Raw genomic sequence first — 16,729 nt, 5'->3', positions numbered from 1 at the left:
GTCCCAGACCGGCCGAATTCGCGCCGACGGACCCCGGCGGGCCATTGCGAGGACCCCGGGCGCCCCTCAGAAAGCTCTCATCAAGGCCCCGTCGAACAGGGGCCGGCCTTGGGCTCGGACGAGGGGTGGGAAATGGGTTTGCGTGCGCTGCGCGGCGGTCTCGTCGCTTCGGTCGCCCTCTGGCCCTGCGCGGTGCTCGCGCAGCAGGCCGTCGTGGTTCCCACCGTCACCCTCGACCAGCTCGACGTCGTCGCCACCACGCCGGTGCTCGCGAGCGGCGGCAGCGCGCTTCAGCTCAACCGGATCCCGAGCAACGTCGAGACCGTCTCGGCCCGCGAATTCGAGCAGGACCGCGCCACCCTCGACCCGACCTTCACGCTGGCCCGGCGCACGCCGGGCGTGAGCCTGTCGGACGGGCAGGGCAACTCGAACCGCCAGACCCTGACCTATCGCGGCTTCGACGCCTCGCCCCTCCAGGGCAACCCGCAGGGCCTGACCGTCTACCAGAACGGCGTGCGCATTAACGAGGCCTTCGGCGACGTCGTGAACTGGGACCTGATCCCGTCCGTCGCCATCAACCGCATCGACATCTTCACCGGCAACCCGGTCTTCGGCCTCAACGCGCTCGGCGGCGCGGTCAACATCGAGATGAAGAACGGCTTCACCTGGCAGGGCAAGGAAGTGACCGTGCTCGGCGGCTCGGACGGGCGCATCGCCGGCTCGCTCCAGTACGGCCAGCAGATCGGCAACTGGGCCTTCTACTTCGCCGGCGAGGGCCTGCGCGACGCCGGCTGGCGCTTCCAGTCGCCGAGCGAGATCGGCCGCGTCTACGCCGACCTCGGCTACCGCACGCCGGATTCCGAGTTCCACCTCGTCGCGTCCGGCGCCAAGACCTTCTTCGGAGCGGCCGCCGCCACGCCCGTCGACTTCTCCCGCGCCGACCCGCGGGCGATCTTCACCTACCCGCAGACCACCAGCAACGAGGTCGGCCAGATCCAGCTCAACGGCAAGGTCAACGTCTCGCCGACCTGGGACCTCGCCGGCAACGCCTATTACCGCCGCTACAGCTCGGTCTACGTCGACGGCAACGACGGCAACTTCGAGCAGTGCAGCACGCGCTCGTCGAACCGCGGCTTCCTCTGCTTCGAGGATGACGGCTTCGTGCGCGCGCCCGGCCAGTCGGAGCTCGCCTTCCGCAACCAGTTCACGATCCTCGGGGCTCAGAACCAGCGCGTCCCGTTCACGGCGGGCGTGCCCTACGGCACCATCGACGTCACCAAGACCGAGGCGACGGGCTACGGCGGCACGCTGCAGGCGACGAACCGCGACACCCTCGCCGGCCACAACAACACCTTCATCGTCGGCGGCAGCATCGACGTGGCCGACTACACCTACAAGTCGTCCTCGACGCTCGGCGCCATCAACCCCGACCTCAGCGTCACCACGAACCCGGCGAACCCGAACTACGGCTTCATCCCCGGCCTCGGCACCACCCAGCTGCGCACGGCCGCCGCCCTTGGCATAGCCCCGAGCGCGGTGTTCGGCTCGAACCTCTACATGGGCCTCTACGCCGTCGACACCTTCGACGTGACCGACGCCCTCTCGCTCACCGCCGGCGCGCGGCTCAACTTCGCGCGCATCACCACGACCGACACCACGGGCTTCTCGCCGGACGTGAACGGCACTCACTACTTCAACAAGATCAACCCGGTGGCGGGCCTCGCCTACCGCTTCCTGCCGGAGCTGACCCTCTACGGCGGCTACTCGGAGTCGAACCGCGCGCCGACGCCGCTGGAGCTCGCCTGCGCCAATCCCGACCGGCCCTGCCTGCTGCCGAACTCCCTCGTCGCCGACCCGCCGCTGAAGCAGGTCACCGGCCGCACCTACGAGGTCGGCATCCGCGGCACCGTGCCGAAGTTCTACGAGAACGCCATTCTCAACTACAAGCTCGGCCTCTTCCGCACCGACCTGACCAACGACATCCTCCAGCTCGCCACCCCCGGCAACGCGGCGCGCGGCTACTTCGTCAACGTTCCGGCCACCCAGCGCCAGGGCATCGAGGTTGCCGGCGAGTACGTCAGCGAGCGCCTGAGCCTCTACGCCAACTACGCCCTCGTCGACGCCACCTTCCAGTTCAACGGCGACCTGTCCTCGCCCAACAACCCGCTGAGCAACAACGGCCTCATCACCGTGACGCGCGGCAACAAGGTCCCGCTCGTCCCCGACCATCAGGTCAAGGTCGGCTTCGACTACTACATCACCCCGATCTGGCGCTTCGGCATGAACATGCAGGCCTTCTCCTCGTCCTACTACCGGGGCGACGAGTCGAACCTCAACCGGAAGCTGCCGGCCTACTTCGTGGCCAACCTCAACACCAGCGTTCAGGTGACGGAGAACGTTCAGGTCTTCGCCCTGGTGACGAACCTCTTCAACCACCGCTACACGACCTTCGGCACCTTCGCCGAGACCGGCCCGGTGGCGGGCAACTACACGATCAACGACCCCCGCACGACGACGCTCGCCCAGCCGCTCTCGGCCTATGGCGGCCTCAAGGTGACCTGGTAGGGCGGAGGCTCCGGCGGCTCCCCGGGGCCGCCTTCTCGCGGACGGCGCGCGGGCGGCGGGGACATCCCCGCCGCCCGCTTCCGTTTCGGGGCCCTCAGAGCATCGGCAGGGTGCGCGGGCGGCGCCCGAGGGGGAACTGCGCCTCGATCGCGGCGACGTCGCCCTCGCTCAACGCGATCGCGTCGGCGGCGGCGTTCTCGAGCGCCCGCTCCGGCCGCCCCGTCTTCGGGATCGCGAAGCTGCCCTCGAGACGCGTCAGGTAGGCGAGCGCCACGCCGTGCGGCGTCGCGCCGTGGCGGCCGGCGACCTCGGCGAGCACCCGCCCACCGGGGCTCGCGGGCGAGGGGAAGTCGCCGCTACCGAAGGGCGAGTAGCCGACGAGGGCGACGCCGTTGTGCCGGCACCAGGGCAGCACCGCGTGCTCGATGGCCCGCTCGCCGAGATGATAGAGCACCTGGTTGCAGGCGATGCGGTAGGGGCCGGCAATGGCGAGCGCCCGGTCGAGCGCGGGCACGTCGAAGTTGCTCAGGCCCCAGGACAGGATCTTGCCGTCCCGGCGCAGGTCCTCGAAGCCGGCGATCGTGTCCTCCAGGGGATGGCTGCCCGGCCAGTGCAGCAGGAAGCAGTCGAGCCGGTCGGTGCCGAGGCGCTTCAGGGAGGCCTCGCAGGCGCGGGCGACGCCCCGGCGGGTGGCGTTGCCGGGCATCACCTTCGAGACGAGGAACACCTCCTCCCGCAGGCCGCGGATCGCCTCCCCGACGATGGCCTCGGCCTCGCCGTACATCTCGGCGGTGTCGACATGGGTGAGGCCGGCATCGACGCCGGCCCGCAGGGCGGCGACGGCCTGGCCCCGGTCGGAATCGTCGAGCCGCCAGGTGCCCTGTCCGATCGCGGGGACCCGCACGCCCGTGGCCCCGAAGCCGCGCATCCTCATGGCTGTCTCCCTTCGCCCGTCTCGCGCAGGCATGCGCCTTATTGACGCCATCATACGGGACTGACCAGAACCTGCGGCGTCCCGCGCCGCTCCGAACCGCACGCGAACCCAGGAGCAGGCCGTGTTCACCGTCGCTCCGACGCCTGCCGACGCGCAACGCGCCGGCGCGCTCCTCCGGCGGAGCTGACGCGATGCTGCCCCAGCACCGCTGGTTCTGGGCCGCGCTGATCGCATTCTGCGGCGGTGCGGGCCTTCTCTACAACATGCTCTTCGCCGGCGGTGCGACGCCGCTCGCCGGGCTCGTCTACGGCATCGCGGTGGGCGGGGTTGGCCTCGCCTTCGACCGCGGCCTGATCCTCGCCGGCCTCCAGACCCGGATGCGGCGGCTGCCGGCGATGATCTACGTGCCGGCGGCGGAGCTCGCCTACGTGCTGATGATCGCGCTCGGCATCGCCGTCGGCGGCTTCGTGGTCTGGGCGCTGGGCCTGACCACGGATTCCCTGCGCGACGCCGTCCGCATCACGCCGCGGGTGCTCGCCTACTCGCTCGCCGTCTCGGCGCTCCTCGTCTTCGTGGTGCGCATGCGCGACCTGATCGGGGGCGAGGTCTTCGTGAACTTCCTCGTCGGGCGCTACCACCAGCCGGTGATGGAGGAGCGCATCTTCCTGTTCCTCGACGTGGTCGGCTCCACGGCCTTCGCGGAGACCCACGGCGACCTGCGCGCGCAGGCCTATCTCGGGGCGGTGTTCGCGACGCTGGCCGAGCCTGTGCGCCGCAACGCCGGCTCGACGGACGACTACATCGGCGACATGGCGATGATCACCTGGCCGATGGAGCGCGGCCTCAAGAACGCCCGCTGCGTGGCCTGCGTCTTCGACGTGCTCGACCGCATCGAGGCGGAGGCGGAGGCCTGGAAGGCCCGCTTCGGCACGGTGCCGCGCCTGCGGGCGGCGCTCCACGGCGGCTCGGTGGTGACGGCCGAGGTCGGGGTCGACCGGCACAAGATCGCCTATTTCGGCGACGCGGTGAACGCCACCTCCCGCATCGAGGCCCTGTGCCGGCCGCTGGGCGCCTCGGTGCTGATCTCGCAGGACCTGCTCTCGCGGCTGGAGAGCCTGCCGCCGGGGATCGAGGCCCGCTCCATGGGCACCCACAGCGTGCGCGGCCGCGGCCAGCCGATCTCGGTGTCGAGCCTGGAGCGTGTCGCCCCGGGCGATGCGGCGCCCGACGTCGCGGCCCATCAGGTCGCGGCGGCGCAGTGATCCGGCCGTGAGCGCGCCCGCCCCGCTCACCTGGCGCACGCCGCTCCGCCTCGCCCTGCGCTTCGGGCCGCCGCTGGCCGGCATCATCGTGCTCGCCGCGGCGGGCGTCGCGGCGATCGGCGGCGACATCCGGCCGCTGCGCTTCGCCCTCGGGCTCGGGCTGATCCTTCTCGGCCTGGCCGGCGGCCTCGTGAAGGGCCGCTGACCGCGCCCCGGCCTTACGTATCGGCCGCGCTGAACGCGGTTACCGCCCCGTAAAACACCGCCGATGAAAGCTGGAGGCTGCCCGCCCTGGTTGCCGGATCGTGCGGTATTCATGGACGACACGACCGATATCGGCGGCAGATCATGCCTTGCTGGGTCGCTCCTCGGAAGGCGGCCGTTTCGGCGCCGCCTTGTCCACGGGAAACATCTTGACACGCAAAATGTTCTTGCGGGCCTGCTTGCGTTCTGCTGCAACTTGACTAAGCGTCTCTCACGTCATCCCAAGAGGAACTGAGAATGTCCGAGACGGAGCCGATGGTGCAGGACGACCACGTAGAACTCGCGGCCGATATCGTGTCGGCTTACGTCTCCAACAACTCCATTCCGGTCGCCGACCTCGCGAGCCTCATCGCCAGCGTCCACGCCGCCCTGGTCGGCCTGCGCCAGGCGCCCGCCACCGTCGAGGAGCCGGAGAAGACCCGCGCCACCCCCGCCCAGATCCGCAAGTCCGTCACCCCGGACGCGCTGATCTCCTTCATCGACGGCAAGCCCTACAAGAGCCTCAAGCGGCACCTGACCCGCCACGGCCTCGACGCGCACGGCTACCGCGAGCGCTTCGGCCTGCCCACCGACTATCCGATGGTCTCCGCGAGCTACTCCGCCGCCCGCTCGGCGCTCGCGAAGAACCTCGGCCTCGGCCAGCAGCGCCGCCGCCCCGCCGAGGAGCCCGCCCCCGCCGAGGAGCCCGCACCGGCCGCCGAGAAGAAGCCCCGCGGCCGCCGCAAGGCCGTGGCCGCCTGATCCACACGTCGAGGATCGGGGCGCCCGATAAGAGTTGGTCCGGGAGAAGTGGAGGCCGGTTCTCCGTCCGGGCCGACGACCCGACGAAAGCACCGGGATCGTCAGGCGCGTCCATGAGCGCCTGACGATCCTGGGCGCCCAACCGTCACAGGAACAGGCGATAGCGGCGGAAGTCGTCGGCCTGCGTGAAGCCGTCGTAGAGGCGGCGCGCCGCTTCGTTGTCCTCGCGGGTGTGCCAGTAGAGCCGCGACAGGCCCCGCACCCGGCAGAGCGCCAGAACGTCCTCGATGAGGGCGCGCCCGAGGCCGGCCCCGCGCCGATCCGCGCGCACGAACAGGTCTTCCAGGTAGCAGACCGGCGCGATCGTCCAGCTGCCCTCGTGGAGCACGCTGAGGCTGAAGCCCGCGGCGCTCCCATCGCTCTCCGCGAGGCGCCCGATCATCGGCACGGCCGGGTCGATCAGGCGCGCCCAGGTCGCCCGCGTCACCGCCTCCGGCAGGCTTTGGCCGTAGAAGGCGAGGTAGCCCTCCCACAGCCCCCGCCAGGCCGCCTCGTCGCCGGGGCCGATGTCGCGGATCGTCGTGCTCACGGCGAACGCCTCCGGAAGCGGCCCTCGGCGATGACGATGCCGCCGAGCACCAGAACCAGCGCCAGCGCGTCGTTCCAGCGGAAGGGCTCGCCGACGAGCAGCACGGCGAGGATCGCCCCGAACACCGGCACGAGATTGACGAACACGCCCGCCCGGTTCGGCCCGATCAGCTCGACGCCGCGCATGAAGGAGAGCTGCGAGACGAGGGAGGGCCCGATCGCCACGAAGGCGACGATCGCCCAGCCCTTCGCGGTCGGCCACACGGCGTGGCCCGTCGCCCACTCGACCAGCAGCGGCGGCAGCGAGGTCAGGAAGGCCGCCACGGCGAGCGCCGTGAAGAAGGCGAGCCCCGAGACCTTCGGGCGGCTGCGCAGGGCGACCGTGTAGCCGGCGTAGAGCAGGCAGGCGGCGAGCATCAGCAGGTCGCCCCGGTTGAAGCCGAAATGGGTGAGGATCGCGAGGTCGCCATGGGTCGCCGCGATCCCGGCCCCCAGCAGCGTCACCGCGACGCCGAGCGCCTGGCCGAGGCTGACGCCCCCTCCGCCGAGGGCCACGTTGATGAGGATGACGAAGACCGGGACCGCCCCCTGGAGAAGCGCCAGGTTGACGGCGCTCGTGTAGGCGCCGGCCGCGTAGAACAGGCTCGCGAAGGCCGTGAAGCCGCAGCCACCCATCAGCAGGATCCGGGGCCAGTGGCGAATCAGAACCGGCCACTCGGCGGCGACCCGTCCGCGGGCGGTCGCTGCCAGCGCCACGCAGACGATCGCCCAGCGCAGGCAGGTCAGCACCTGCGGCGAGACCTCCCCCGGCGCCCAGCGCCCGGCCACGGCGTTTCCGGCCCAGAGCAGCGCCGTGCCGACGAGCAGCGGGTAGGCCTGGAGGGCCGCACCCGGGGCAGGGGCAGCCGCTTGCGCCGGACTTGGCATCGGCGTGTCGGAAGCGTGGGACGGAGATGGCATCGCGCGGGGCGTTCCTCGGCGTCGTGTCCTGTCCCACCGGCCCGCGAGAGGCCCGGCGTGAGCGCTCTCAGATGGCGCGGCCCGCGACCCTCCGACAGGCGGGCCCGCGCAGGCGCGGGGCCCGGCCAGCGCATGGCGGCTCAGTCGCCGTCGGCCTCGGTCGCCGCGGCCTCCCGCGCGAGGAGGGCGCGCTTGCGCTCGAGGCCCCAGCGATAGCCCGAGAGCGCGCCCCCGGCCCCGACCACCCGGTGGCAGGGCACGGCCACCGCGAGCGGATTGGCGCCGCAGGCACGGGCCACAGCCCGGGCCGAGGTCGGCGCGCCGATGGCGCGGGCGATGCCGGTATAGGTCGCGGTCTCGCCCGACGGGATCGCCCGCAGCGCCTGCCAGACCCGCTCCTGGAAGGCGGTTCCGGCGATGTCGAGGGGCAGCGCGGCATCCGCCTCCGGGCGCTCGACCAACCCGACGACGCGGGCGACGAGCCCCTCGAAGTCGCCCGCGCCCGCGACGAGCTCGGCCCGGGGGAAGCGGGCCTCGAGGTCCCGCCGCAGCGCCTCCGGGTCGTCGCCGAGCAGGATGGCGCAGACGCCCCGCTCCGTCGCCGCGACGAGCACCCGGCCGAGGGAGCAGGGCGCCACCGCGAAGCGGATCGCCGCGCCGGGGCCGCCCTTGCGGTAGGCGAGGGGGCTCATGCCGAGCCGGTCCTCGGCCTCGGCGTAGAAGCGGCTCGCGGCGTTGAAGCCGGCCTCGTGCAGGGCGCGGGTAACGCTCGCCCCCTCCCGCAGACCCTTGCCGGCGCGGGCCGCGCGGACGGCGCGGGCATAGGCCCGCGGGCTGACACCAGTCGCGCCCTTGAACAGGCGGTGGAGATGCGAGGGGCTCACCCCCGAGGCCCGGCCGAGGGCGGCGAGGTCCGGCGGCGTCTCCGCCTCCTCGATGGCCCGGCAGGCGAGGGCGACCGCCCGGACGCCGCGCTCCGCCCGGCCGGCCTCGTTCGGCCGGCAGCGCAGGCAGGGCCGGAAGCCCGCCGCCTCCGCCGCCTCGGGGCTCGCATGGAAGCCGACATTCTCCGGCAGCGCCGCCCGCGACGGGCAGCTCGGGCGGCAATACACGCCGGTGGAGCGCACCGCGTAGACGAAGTGCCCGTCCGCGCGTCCGTCCCGCTCGGCGACGGCGCGGCGGCGCTCGGCCTCGGTGGCGAAGGCGGCGGGCGGATCGGCGAGAAGGGCGAGCGTCATGGGAGGTTTCCCGTGTTCGAAGGTCGGGGGTATCCTGGCAGGGTCGCGGGGCCGCTTCATCCCGCCGCCTGCTCCACAATCCCGACTTCGAGCGAATCCTGCGTCCAGAGATGGAGCGCGGCATAGGCCCGCCAGGGGCTCCACGGCGCCGAGCGCGCGGCGAGCATCGCCGCGCCGGCCCGGCCGCGCCCGGCGCCGAGGGCGCGCATCAGCCCGACATCGCCCGCCGGCCAGGCGTCGGGCTCCTTCAGGGCCCGGAGCGCGACGTAGCGGGCCGTCCACTCGCCGATGCCCCGGAGGCCGCGCAGGCGCGCCACCGCCTCCTCCAGCGGCGTGCCGGGCCGCAGGAGATCGGGATCGGAGAGGACCGCGACGGCGAGCCCGCGGATCGCGGCGGCGCGGGCGCCGGGCATCCGCAGCACCGGCGCGAGGTCGGCCTCGGCCAGGGCCTCGGGCCCGGGAAACAGCCGCACGAGCCCCGTCCCGCCGGGATCCTCCAGGGGCTCGCCGAAGCAAGCGACGAGGCGGCCGGCCAGGATCGTCGCCGCCCCGACCGAGACCTGCTGGCCGAGGATGGCGCGCACGGCCATCTCGAACCCGTCCCAAGCGCCGGGCACCCGCAGGCCCGGCCGCCGGGCGACGTGGGGCGCGAGACCGGGATCGCGGGACAGATGTGCGCCGATGACGGCCGGATCGGCGCGCGTGTCGAACAGCGCCTCGATCCGCGGCCGGGCGAGGAGAAGCGCGTCCGGGTCCGGATGCTCCAGCGCGACCGCGAGACACGTGCAGGCACCCGCGTCGTCGGGCTCGACGGTCAGCCGGCCCGGCCGGCCGGCGAGGCGCACCGTGCGCGCGTAGCGGCCCGGCGTCACGGCCTCGACGCCGGGGATCGCGCGGGCGCCGAGGAAGCCGGCGAGAAAGGTCCAGTCGTAGGGCGCCGCGACGGGGATTCTCATGCTGCCTCGCGCCCCGGCGCGCGCTTCATCGCCGCCGGGGAGGAGGGTTGGAGCACGGGCCGGCCGGTGCGTCGAGCGGGCCCGATCAAGGCAGAGCGGCGGCGGCCGATGCCCGGTCCGTATTAATTTCGCCACACTGTTGTGGCCCTGCATCAGCCATGAATCCACAGGGTCGGGACGCCGGTGAGACGGGGGCCGAGGCCGGCGCGAGCCGGCCGGCGGACGCGCCCGCCGTCGAGCAGGGCGCAGGCGTCGAGGCCATCGTCCATCCCGGCCCGGGCGGGCCCGGCTGGATCGGCGCGGCGGTCGTCGGCACGGCGCTGGTCTCGGCGATCAGCACCTTCCTGATCCTCGCCGGCGTCATCCGGGTGACGCCGACCCCGACGATCGGCGTGACGCTGCTCGCCATCAACGTGCTGCTGGTCCTCGGGCTCGTGGTGATCATCGCCTGGGAGGCGCGGGTCTTCCTGCACGCGCGGCGGGCGAACGCGGCGGTGGCCCGCCTCCATACCCGCATCGTCGGCCTGTTCAGCCTCATCGCGATCCTGCCGACGATCCTGCTCGCGGTGGTCGCCTCCGTGACCCTCGACCGGGGCCTGTCGCTCGGCTTCACCGACCGGGTCCGGGACGTGACGCTCAAATCCGTCGAGGTGGCCGACGCCTATCTCGAGAACCAGTGCCAGAGCCTCGCCCGCGAGATCCGCATCCTCGGCGACGACCTCACCCGGGCGCGGCCGAACTTCGACGCCAACAGGGAGTGGTTCGAGACCTTCCTGACGACGCGGGCGACCAATCTCGGCCTGCCCGTCGCGCAGATCATGCGCGGGCCCGATCAGGTGGCCGCGCGCGCCAAGATCGACGTCCTCAAGCAGACGCGGGTCCCCCCCGCCGCCGCCTTCGAGGAGGCCAAGACCACCGCCGACCCGATCTGCCTGCTGCCGACGGAGGGCCGCGTCTTCGCCGCGCTGCTGCGGCTGCCCGCCTACGACGACGCGACGCTGCTGGTGCAGCGGGAGGTCAGCCAGCTCGCCATCGAGTTCCCCGCCGTGTCGCGGGCGGCGGCGGCCGAGTACCTCGCCTACGATGCGCTGCGCCGGAACATCCAGATCGCCTTCGCCTCGGTGTTCGTGCTGATCTCGCTGATCGCGCTGCTCTCGGCGGTCTGGTTCGGGCTCAACTTCGCCAACCGCTTCGTGGCGCCGATCCGCCGGCTCATCAACGCCGCCGATCAGGTCGCCTCCGGCAACTTCTACGCGCAGGTGCCGGCCCGCAAATCCGACGGCGACCTCGCCCATCTCGGCGCCAGCTTCAACAAGATGACCCAGGAGCTGCGCCGCCAGCACGACGGGCTCACCGCCGCGAGCGACCTCATCGACCGCCGCCGCCGCTTCACCGAGGCCGTGCTCTCGGGCGTCTCGCCCGGCGTCATCGGCGTCGACTCATCGGGCACCATCACCATCGCCAACCCCGGCGCCTGCCGGATGCTGGCGCTGCCGAACGACGCCATCGTCGGCATGCCGCTGACCCAGGCCGTGCCGGAGCTCGCGCCGCTGCTGCCCGAGGGCGAGGGCCGCCAGCGCGCCCTCCAGCAGCAGATCCAGCTCACCCGCGACGGGCGCGAGCGCACGGTAACCGTACGGATCACCAGCGAGCAGGCGCAAGGCGCCGCCCGCGGCTTCGTGGTGACGCTCGACGACATCACCGACCTCGTCTCGGCGCAGCGCACCTCCGCCTGGGCGGACGTGGCGCGGCGCATCGCCCACGAGATCAAGAACCCGCTGACCCCGATCCAGCTCTCCGCCGAGCGCATCCGGCGCAAGTACGGCAAGGTCATCACCGTGGACCGGGAGGTGTTCGACCAGTGCACGGCGACGATCGTGCGCCAGGTCGACGAGATCAAGCGCATGGTCGACGAGTTCTCCTCCTTCGCGCGGATGCCCAAGCCAGCCATCGCCGAGCAGGACCTCACCGAGATCGCCAAGCAGAACCTGTTCATGATGCGCGTCGCCCATCCCGACCTCGATTTCGGGTTCCAGGCGAAGGGCATCGGCGGCGACGAGCGGGTGACGGCGGCCTTCGACATCCGCCTCCTGTCCCAGGCGCTCACCAACATCCTCAAGAACGCCGTCGAGGCGGTGGCCGCGGTGCCGGAGGAGGAGATGGCCGGGGGCAAGGGCCGCGTCGACCTCACGCTCTCCCTCGAGGAGGGCTTCGCGGTGATCGATGTCACCGACAACGGCAAGGGCTTCCCCCAGGAAGGGCGCCAGCGCCTGCTCGAGCCCTATATGACGACCCGCGAGGGAGGCACCGGCCTCGGCCTCGCCATCGTCAGCAAGGTGCTCGAAGAGCATGGCGGGGTAATCGAGCTGAACGACAATCCGGCCGGCCGCGGCGGGAGCGTGCGCATGCGCGTGCCCCGCGCCCTCCAGACGGACGGCCCCGCGCCGGGCGGGAGCCGGGACGCGCCGCGCCGCGAGGGCGCCGCCGTTCCGAACGCAGACACCACCGGAGCCGCCGCGGCGGGCTCCGGGAGCGCCGACACCAGCGCGGAGAAGATCGCGGAGATGCAGCAATGAGCGCCGATATCCTGATCGTCGACGACGAGGCCGACATCCGCGACCTCGTCGCCGGGATCCTGGACGACGAGGGGCACCGCACCCGCACGGCGGGCAGCTCCGACGAGGCGCTCGCGGCGATCGAGAGCCGGCGCCCGCACCTCGTCTTCCTCGACATCTGGCTGCAGGGCTCGCGCCTCGACGGTCTGCAGGTGCTCGACCTCATCAAGGCAGGCCACCCGGACCTGCCGGTGGTGATGATCTCGGGCCACGGCAACATCGAGACCGCGGTCTCGGCCATCAAGGCCGGCGCCTACGACTTCATCGAGAAGCCCTTCAAGGCCGACCGGCTGATCCTCGTGGCCGAGCGGGCGCTGGAGGCCTCCCGTCTCAAGCGCGAGGTCCGCGACCTCAAGGCGCGCTCCGGCCAGGCGAGCCGGCTCGTCGGCGGGTCGGTCGCCGTCAACCAGCTCCGCCAGACCCTGGAGCGCGTGGCGCCGACGAATGCCCGCGTGATGATCTCCGGCGCGCCGGGCTCGGGCAAGGAGCTCTCGGCGCGCACGCTGCACGCGGCCTCAGGGCGCGCCAACGGGCCCTTCGTCGTCATCAACGCGGCCACGATCACGCCGGAGACGATGGAGGCGGAGCTGTTCGGCGTCGAGGCCGGGGAGGGCCGGGCACGGCGGGTCGGCGCCCTGGAGGAGGCCCATGGCGGCTCCCTCTACATCGACGAGGTCGCGGACATGCCCCGAGAGACGCAGAATCGCATCCTGCGCGTGCTCGTCGACCAGAACTTCCAGCGGGTCGGCGGCACGGCCCGCGTCCATGTCGACGTGCGCATCATCTCCTCCTCGTCCCGCGACCTCGCCGAGGAGATCGCCGGGGGCCGCTTCCGCGAGGACCTGTTCCACCGCCTCTCGGTGGTGCCGATCCGGGTGCCGGCGCTGGCCGAGCGGCGGGAGGACGTGCCGGAGCTGATCTCCTTCTTCATGGACCAGATCTCGGCCTCGACGGGCCTGCCCCGGCGGCGCATCGCCGAGGACGCCATGGCGGTGCTCCAGTCCCACGACTGGCCGGGCAACATCCGCCAGCTGCGCAACAACGTCGAGCGGCTGATGATCCTCACCTCGACGGACCCCGACCTCGAGGTGACCTCGGAGATGCTGCCCACCGAGATCGGCACCCTCGTGCCCACGACCCCGCAGGGGGCGGGCGGCGAGAAGCTGATGAGCCTGGCGCTGCGCGAGGCTCGCGAGATCTTCGAGCGCGAGTACCTCGTGGCGCAGATCGCGCGCTTCTCCGGCAACATCTCCCGCACCGCCGAGTTCATCGGCATGGAGCGCTCGGCCCTGCACAGGAAACTGAAGTCGCTCGGCATCGGCCCGTGACGGCGGACGCGGTTTGAACGCGCCAACCCCTTGCATCGGCGTGGGTTTGGGCCCGTAATAAGGGCGGGCGCGCGGAAAGGGCCGCGCCGTCGCGGCCGCGCGCCGGAGCGGGACGGCGTTAAGAAGGATAAGAAGAAATGGCGGGCGAGCGCGCGCAGAACCTTCAGGACACGTTCCTCAACCACGTCCGCAAGAACAAGATTCCGCTCACCATCTTCCTCGTCAACGGCGTCAAGCTGCAGGGCGTGGTGACGTGGTTCGACAATTTCTGCGTGCTGCTGCGCCGGGACGGGCACTCGCAGCTCGTCTACAAGCACGCCATCTCGACGATCATGCCGGGCCACCCCGTGCAGCTCTTCGAGCCGGACGAGACGCCCGAGAAGGCCTGAGGCCGTTCGGAAGACCGCATGCGCTCTCTCCCCCTGCGAGAGACGGTGGCCCCGAAGGGGCTCGGGAGAGGGGAGCGGCGGTGCCGTAAGAGGTCAGCCCGTCATGAAGGCCGCGCCCGTGCCTGAAGCCGGCGCCCCCTCTCCCGCCCCTCGCTGACGCGAGGGCCATCCTCCCCCGCAGAGGGGGAGGGAGAGCGCGGGGCGCGGACCGACATCCAGACCAGCCGTGCGCGAGCGCTTTTCCCTCCCCGCCACCGCTGCAAAGCGGGGTCGTCCTCTCCAGATAGGACGGGGCGCAACGAGGACGGAATGACGGATCTGATCACCCCCGGCGAGGCGAGGCTCCAGGCGATGGCGGCGCCCGAAGGCGAGATCGCCGCCTCGACCAAGACCCTCGTCGTCGGCCCCTATCTCGCCGTCCGGGCGGGGCAGGGCGCCTCCGCGAGCGCGCGCTCGGTGGAGGCTCGCCTCGACGAGGCGGTGGGCCTCGCCGGTGCCATCGAGCTCGACGTCACTCAATCCTTTGCCGTCGCGCTGCCGCGCATCCGGCCCTCGACCTATCTCGGCAAGGGCCGCGTCGAGGAGATCGCCGGTCTGGTGAAGGCCGAGGAGATCGGCCTCGTCGTCATGGACTGCGCCCTCTCGCCGGTGCAGCAGCGCAACCTCGAGAAGGCCTGGGGCGCCAAGGTCATCGACCGCACCGGGCTGATCCTGGAGATCTTCGGCCGCCGGGCCTCGACCCGGGAAGGCACGCTCCAAGTCGAGCACGCGCATCTCGCCTACCAGAAGTCCCGCCTCGTGCGCTCCTGGACCCACCTGGAGCGCCAGCGGGGCGGCTTCGGCTTCCTCGGCGGCCCCGGCGAGACACAGATCGAGGCCGATCGGCGCATGATCCAGGAGCGGATGACCCGCATCGAGCGGGACCTCGACTCGGTCTCGCGCACCCGCGGCCTGCACCGGCAGAGCCGGGCGCGGGTGCCGTACCCGATCGTGGCGCTCGTCGGCTACACCAACGCCGGCAAGTCGACCCTCTTCAACACCCTGACCAAGGCGCAGGTGCTCGCGCAGGACATGCTGTTCGCGACCCTCGACCCCACGGCCCGGGCGACGAAGCTGCCCCACGGCGAGACCGTGATCCTCTCCGACACCGTGGGCTTCATCTCGGATCTGCCGACCTCGCTCATCGCCGCCTTCCGGGCGACGCTGGAGGACGTGATCGAGGCCGACATCCTGCTCCACGTCCGCGACGTCTCTCACGGGGACACCGAGGCGCAGGCGGAGGATGTCGGCGAGGTGCTGCGCGAGCTCGGCGTCGGCACGGATGCCGAGCGCATCATCGAGGTCTGGAACAAGGCGGACCTCCTCGACGAGGCCGAGCGCACGCGGCTTTCCAATCTCAGCCGGCAAGGGAAGGGCGGCGAGGCGCCGGTCCTCGTCTCGGCGCTGACGGGGGAGGGGCTCGACCGGCTCAGCGCCCGGATCGAGCAGCGCATCGCCCGCGCCCGCTCGACCTTCGCCGTCGTGCTGCCCCCCGAGGACGGGGCCGCCCTGCACTGGCTCTACGAGAACGCCGAAGTGCTCGACCGGCGCATGGAGGAGGGCGGCACGCTCCACCTCGCGATCCGCATCGCGCCGGAGAAGGAGCCGCGCTTCCTCAACCGCTTCCCGAGGGCCCGCCACATCGGCGGCCGCTAGGCGGCCGCTCACGGATTCTGTGCGCCGCCGCACCTCGCGGCGGGACGGGCACGCATGGCTGAGTCGCGGGTGTGCGACATGGTCCGGAAAGGATTGCGGGCCCACCTTAGGGAGGTGCTGGCCCGAAGGTCGTTTTCCGGGCCCGCGATCCGCAGGACCGTCACGCCATGGAAAGCCTCGCCCCCGACCTCCTCACCGCCAGGACTCTCGTCTCCGCCCTCGTGGTGCTGGCGGTGACCGTGTTCTCGCTGTCGGTCTTCGAGGAGGGCATCCGCCACATGCTGCGCGATCTGCGCGGCGCCGGGCGGAAGCGGCCGGACGCGCTCGCCCCCGAGCTGGTGCCGGTCCGCAGCGAGCGGTCGCGCTGAGGCCTCAGCGCCCGGCGTCGCCGTTGTTGCGCTGCCGGCAGCGATAGCCGGCGAAGCACATCGGATCGTCGCCGGTCGGCACGAAGGCCGGCGCCGCCGTCACCTCGTCGGTGCAGACGCCCCCTGCCGCATAGACGCGCTCGTAGACATCCGGAGCGAGGCTCGTGGCGAGGACCACATCGCGAGCCTCTGCGACGATGCCGCGCACGGCCGAGCAGCTGAGCGCCGGGGTGAACACCCGCTCGGCGGCCGGACCCAGCCGGCGCTGCGCCAGGGCCGGCGTGACGAGGAGCGTCGTCGCGGCGAGGGCGACGAAAGTGCGGGAAAGGCGGTTCGGCATGGGCGGGATCCTGTCGCGGATACCGGTCAGATAGGGCGCTCGTGTTGCTGGCGCGTGGCCGAGCCGGAGCGCCGCCGCGAAATGTGAAGCCCTGCCGGGCTCAGCGGCCGTCCGGGGTGCGCAGCCCGTACCAGAGGTCCTTGACCTGGTCGTAATGCGTCTTCGGGCTGTAGGCCGCGACCTTCAGCTCGGTATAGCGGATCGTCAGCCGCCCGATCGCCTGGACGACGCCGTAGGAGAAGATCACCCGGTCCCGCTGGGCGGTGATCAGCGCGACGCGGGCGTTCAGGAGCTCCTGCTGCGCGTTCAGCACGTCGAGCGTCGTGCGCTGGCCGACATAGGCCTCCTCGCGCACGCCGTTCAGCGCGACCTCGTTGGCCTGCACCTGCGCCTGCGAGGCGATCACCCGCGCCTTCGCCGATTCCAGCTGCCCCCAGGCCGAGACGATCGCCGCCCGGATCTGGTCCCGGCTCTGCTCCACCTGGA

The 16,729-nt window shown here is 72.0% G+C and carries 15 protein-coding genes and 1 pseudogene; 9 read left to right on the top strand and 7 right to left on the bottom strand.

Annotated elements, in window-relative coordinates; translation table 11 throughout:
- Positions 1–132 precede the first annotated feature (132 nt).
- Complete coding sequence (locus tag MFF04_RS17065) at positions 133–2,565, top strand: TonB-dependent receptor (RefSeq protein ID WP_238277515.1); 2,433 nt, start codon at positions 133–135, stop codon at positions 2,563–2,565.
- A 94-nt stretch (positions 2,566–2,659) separates the two neighbouring features.
- On the opposite strand, the gene MFF04_RS17060 is transcribed toward MFF04_RS17065, so the two are convergent.
- Complete coding sequence (locus MFF04_RS17060; protein WP_238277514.1) at positions 2,660–3,499, bottom strand: aldo/keto reductase; 840 nt, start codon at positions 3,497–3,499, stop codon at positions 2,660–2,662.
- 191 nt (positions 3,500–3,690) lie between these two features.
- Between MFF04_RS17060 and MFF04_RS17055 the strand changes: the two genes are divergently transcribed.
- The 3 genes from MFF04_RS17055 (at position 3,691) to MFF04_RS17045 (ending at position 5,766) form a co-directional block, all read left to right on the top strand.
- Positions 3,691–4,761: an adenylate/guanylate cyclase domain-containing protein gene (locus MFF04_RS17055; protein ID WP_238277513.1), complete on the top strand. Its 1,071-nt coding sequence runs from the start codon at positions 3,691–3,693 to the stop codon at positions 4,759–4,761.
- Between the two features lie 7 nt (positions 4,762–4,768).
- The gene (locus tag MFF04_RS17050; protein ID WP_238277512.1) at positions 4,769–4,966 is read left to right on the top strand and encodes a hypothetical protein; all 198 of its coding nucleotides are present in this window, start codon (positions 4,769–4,771) and stop codon (positions 4,964–4,966) included.
- A 296-nt stretch (positions 4,967–5,262) separates the two neighbouring features.
- Complete coding sequence (locus MFF04_RS17045) at positions 5,263–5,766, top strand: Ros/MucR family transcriptional regulator (RefSeq protein ID WP_238277511.1); 504 nt, start codon at positions 5,263–5,265, stop codon at positions 5,764–5,766.
- A 145-nt stretch (positions 5,767–5,911) separates the two neighbouring features.
- Here the strand turns inward: MFF04_RS17045 and MFF04_RS17040 are convergent, their stop codons facing one another.
- The 4 genes from MFF04_RS17040 to MFF04_RS17025 form a co-directional block, all read right to left on the bottom strand.
- Complete coding sequence (locus MFF04_RS17040) at positions 5,912–6,355, bottom strand: GNAT family N-acetyltransferase (RefSeq protein ID WP_238277510.1); 444 nt, start codon at positions 6,353–6,355, stop codon at positions 5,912–5,914.
- Positions 6,352–7,281, bottom strand: a complete 930-nt coding sequence (locus MFF04_RS17035; RefSeq protein ID WP_238277509.1) for a DMT family transporter — start codon at positions 7,279–7,281, stop codon at positions 6,352–6,354. The genes MFF04_RS17040 and MFF04_RS17035 overlap by 4 nt, the downstream gene beginning before the upstream one ends.
- Before the next feature lie 173 nt (positions 7,282–7,454).
- Complete coding sequence (gene ada / locus MFF04_RS17030; protein ID WP_238277508.1) at positions 7,455–8,552, bottom strand: bifunctional DNA-binding transcriptional regulator/O6-methylguanine-DNA methyltransferase Ada; 1,098 nt, start codon at positions 8,550–8,552, stop codon at positions 7,455–7,457.
- A 56-nt stretch (positions 8,553–8,608) separates the two neighbouring features.
- The gene (locus tag MFF04_RS17025; RefSeq protein ID WP_238277506.1) at positions 8,609–9,508 is read right to left on the bottom strand and encodes a DNA-3-methyladenine glycosylase family protein; all 900 of its coding nucleotides are present in this window, start codon (positions 9,506–9,508) and stop codon (positions 8,609–8,611) included.
- A 158-nt stretch (positions 9,509–9,666) separates the two neighbouring features.
- Here MFF04_RS17025 and MFF04_RS17020 point away from each other — a divergent pair, with 158 nt between their 5' ends.
- The 5 genes from MFF04_RS17020 (at position 9,667) to MFF04_RS17000 (ending at position 15,903) form a co-directional block, all read left to right on the top strand.
- Positions 9,667–12,084 (top strand): sensor histidine kinase NtrY-like, encoded by a 2,418-nt coding sequence (locus MFF04_RS17020; protein ID WP_238277505.1) that lies wholly within the window; start codon positions 9,667–9,669, stop codon positions 12,082–12,084.
- A complete protein-coding gene (gene ntrX / locus MFF04_RS17015; RefSeq protein ID WP_238277504.1) occupies positions 12,081–13,451 on the top strand; it encodes a nitrogen assimilation response regulator NtrX in 1,371 nt (456 codons plus the stop codon). The genes MFF04_RS17020 and ntrX overlap by 4 nt, the downstream gene beginning before the upstream one ends.
- A gap of 137 nt (positions 13,452–13,588) precedes the next feature.
- A complete protein-coding gene (hfq, locus tag MFF04_RS17010; RefSeq protein ID WP_238249876.1) occupies positions 13,589–13,840 on the top strand; it encodes an RNA chaperone Hfq in 252 nt (83 codons plus the stop codon).
- Between the two features lie 309 nt (positions 13,841–14,149).
- On the top strand, positions 14,150–15,535 hold the full coding sequence (gene hflX / locus MFF04_RS17005; protein WP_238277503.1) for a GTPase HflX: 1,386 nt from the start codon (positions 14,150–14,152) through the stop codon (positions 15,533–15,535).
- 167 nt (positions 15,536–15,702) lie between these two features.
- Positions 15,703–15,903 carry a hypothetical protein gene (locus tag MFF04_RS17000; protein WP_238277502.1) on the top strand — a complete coding sequence of 67 codons (201 nt, stop codon included), beginning with the start codon at positions 15,703–15,705 and terminating at the stop codon, positions 15,901–15,903.
- A gap of 4 nt (positions 15,904–15,907) precedes the next feature.
- On the opposite strand, the gene MFF04_RS16995 is transcribed toward MFF04_RS17000, so the two are convergent.
- Positions 15,908–16,243, bottom strand: coding sequence for a hypothetical protein (locus tag MFF04_RS16995; protein ID WP_238277501.1), 336 nt, complete (start codon positions 16,241–16,243; stop codon positions 15,908–15,910).
- A gap of 100 nt (positions 16,244–16,343) precedes the next feature.
- A pseudogene (locus tag MFF04_RS16990) lies at positions 16,344–16,729 on the bottom strand (TolC family outer membrane protein); the annotation flags it as partial.

The organism is Methylobacterium jeotgali (genome assembly GCF_022179345.1).
GTDB lineage: Bacteria > Pseudomonadota > Alphaproteobacteria > Rhizobiales > Beijerinckiaceae > Methylobacterium > Methylobacterium jeotgali.
The sequence above is the reverse complement of the archived record's forward strand: the minus strand, read 5'-3'. Positions and strand labels throughout refer to the sequence as shown.

Bases quoted from the DNA above. Each gene is read 5' to 3' on its own strand.
- ada (WP_238277508.1), bottom strand. From the start codon at position 8,552: ATGACGCTCGCCCTTCTCGCCGATCCGCCCGCCGCCTTCGCCACCGAG.
- MFF04_RS17060 (WP_238277514.1), bottom strand. From the start codon at position 3,499: ATGAGGATGCGCGGCTTCGGGGCCACGGGCGTGCGGGTCCCCGCGATC.
- MFF04_RS17020 (WP_238277505.1), top strand. From the start codon at position 9,667: ATGAATCCACAGGGTCGGGACGCCGGTGAGACGGGGGCCGAGGCCGGC.
- MFF04_RS17035 (WP_238277509.1), bottom strand. From the start codon at position 7,281: ATGCCAAGTCCGGCGCAAGCGGCTGCCCCTGCCCCGGGTGCGGCCCTC.
- MFF04_RS17065 (WP_238277515.1), top strand. From the start codon at position 133: ATGGGTTTGCGTGCGCTGCGCGGCGGTCTCGTCGCTTCGGTCGCCCTC.
- MFF04_RS17000 (WP_238277502.1), top strand. From the start codon at position 15,703: ATGGAAAGCCTCGCCCCCGACCTCCTCACCGCCAGGACTCTCGTCTCC.
- hfq (WP_238249876.1), top strand. From the start codon at position 13,589: ATGGCGGGCGAGCGCGCGCAGAACCTTCAGGACACGTTCCTCAACCAC.
- MFF04_RS17025 (WP_238277506.1), bottom strand. From the start codon at position 9,508: ATGAGAATCCCCGTCGCGGCGCCCTACGACTGGACCTTTCTCGCCGGC.
- hflX (WP_238277503.1), top strand. From the start codon at position 14,150: ATGACGGATCTGATCACCCCCGGCGAGGCGAGGCTCCAGGCGATGGCG.
- MFF04_RS16995 (WP_238277501.1), bottom strand. From the start codon at position 16,243: ATGCCGAACCGCCTTTCCCGCACTTTCGTCGCCCTCGCCGCGACGACG.
- MFF04_RS17055 (WP_238277513.1), top strand. From the start codon at position 3,691: ATGCTGCCCCAGCACCGCTGGTTCTGGGCCGCGCTGATCGCATTCTGC.
- ntrX (WP_238277504.1), top strand. From the start codon at position 12,081: ATGAGCGCCGATATCCTGATCGTCGACGACGAGGCCGACATCCGCGAC.
- MFF04_RS17045 (WP_238277511.1), top strand. From the start codon at position 5,263: ATGTCCGAGACGGAGCCGATGGTGCAGGACGACCACGTAGAACTCGCG.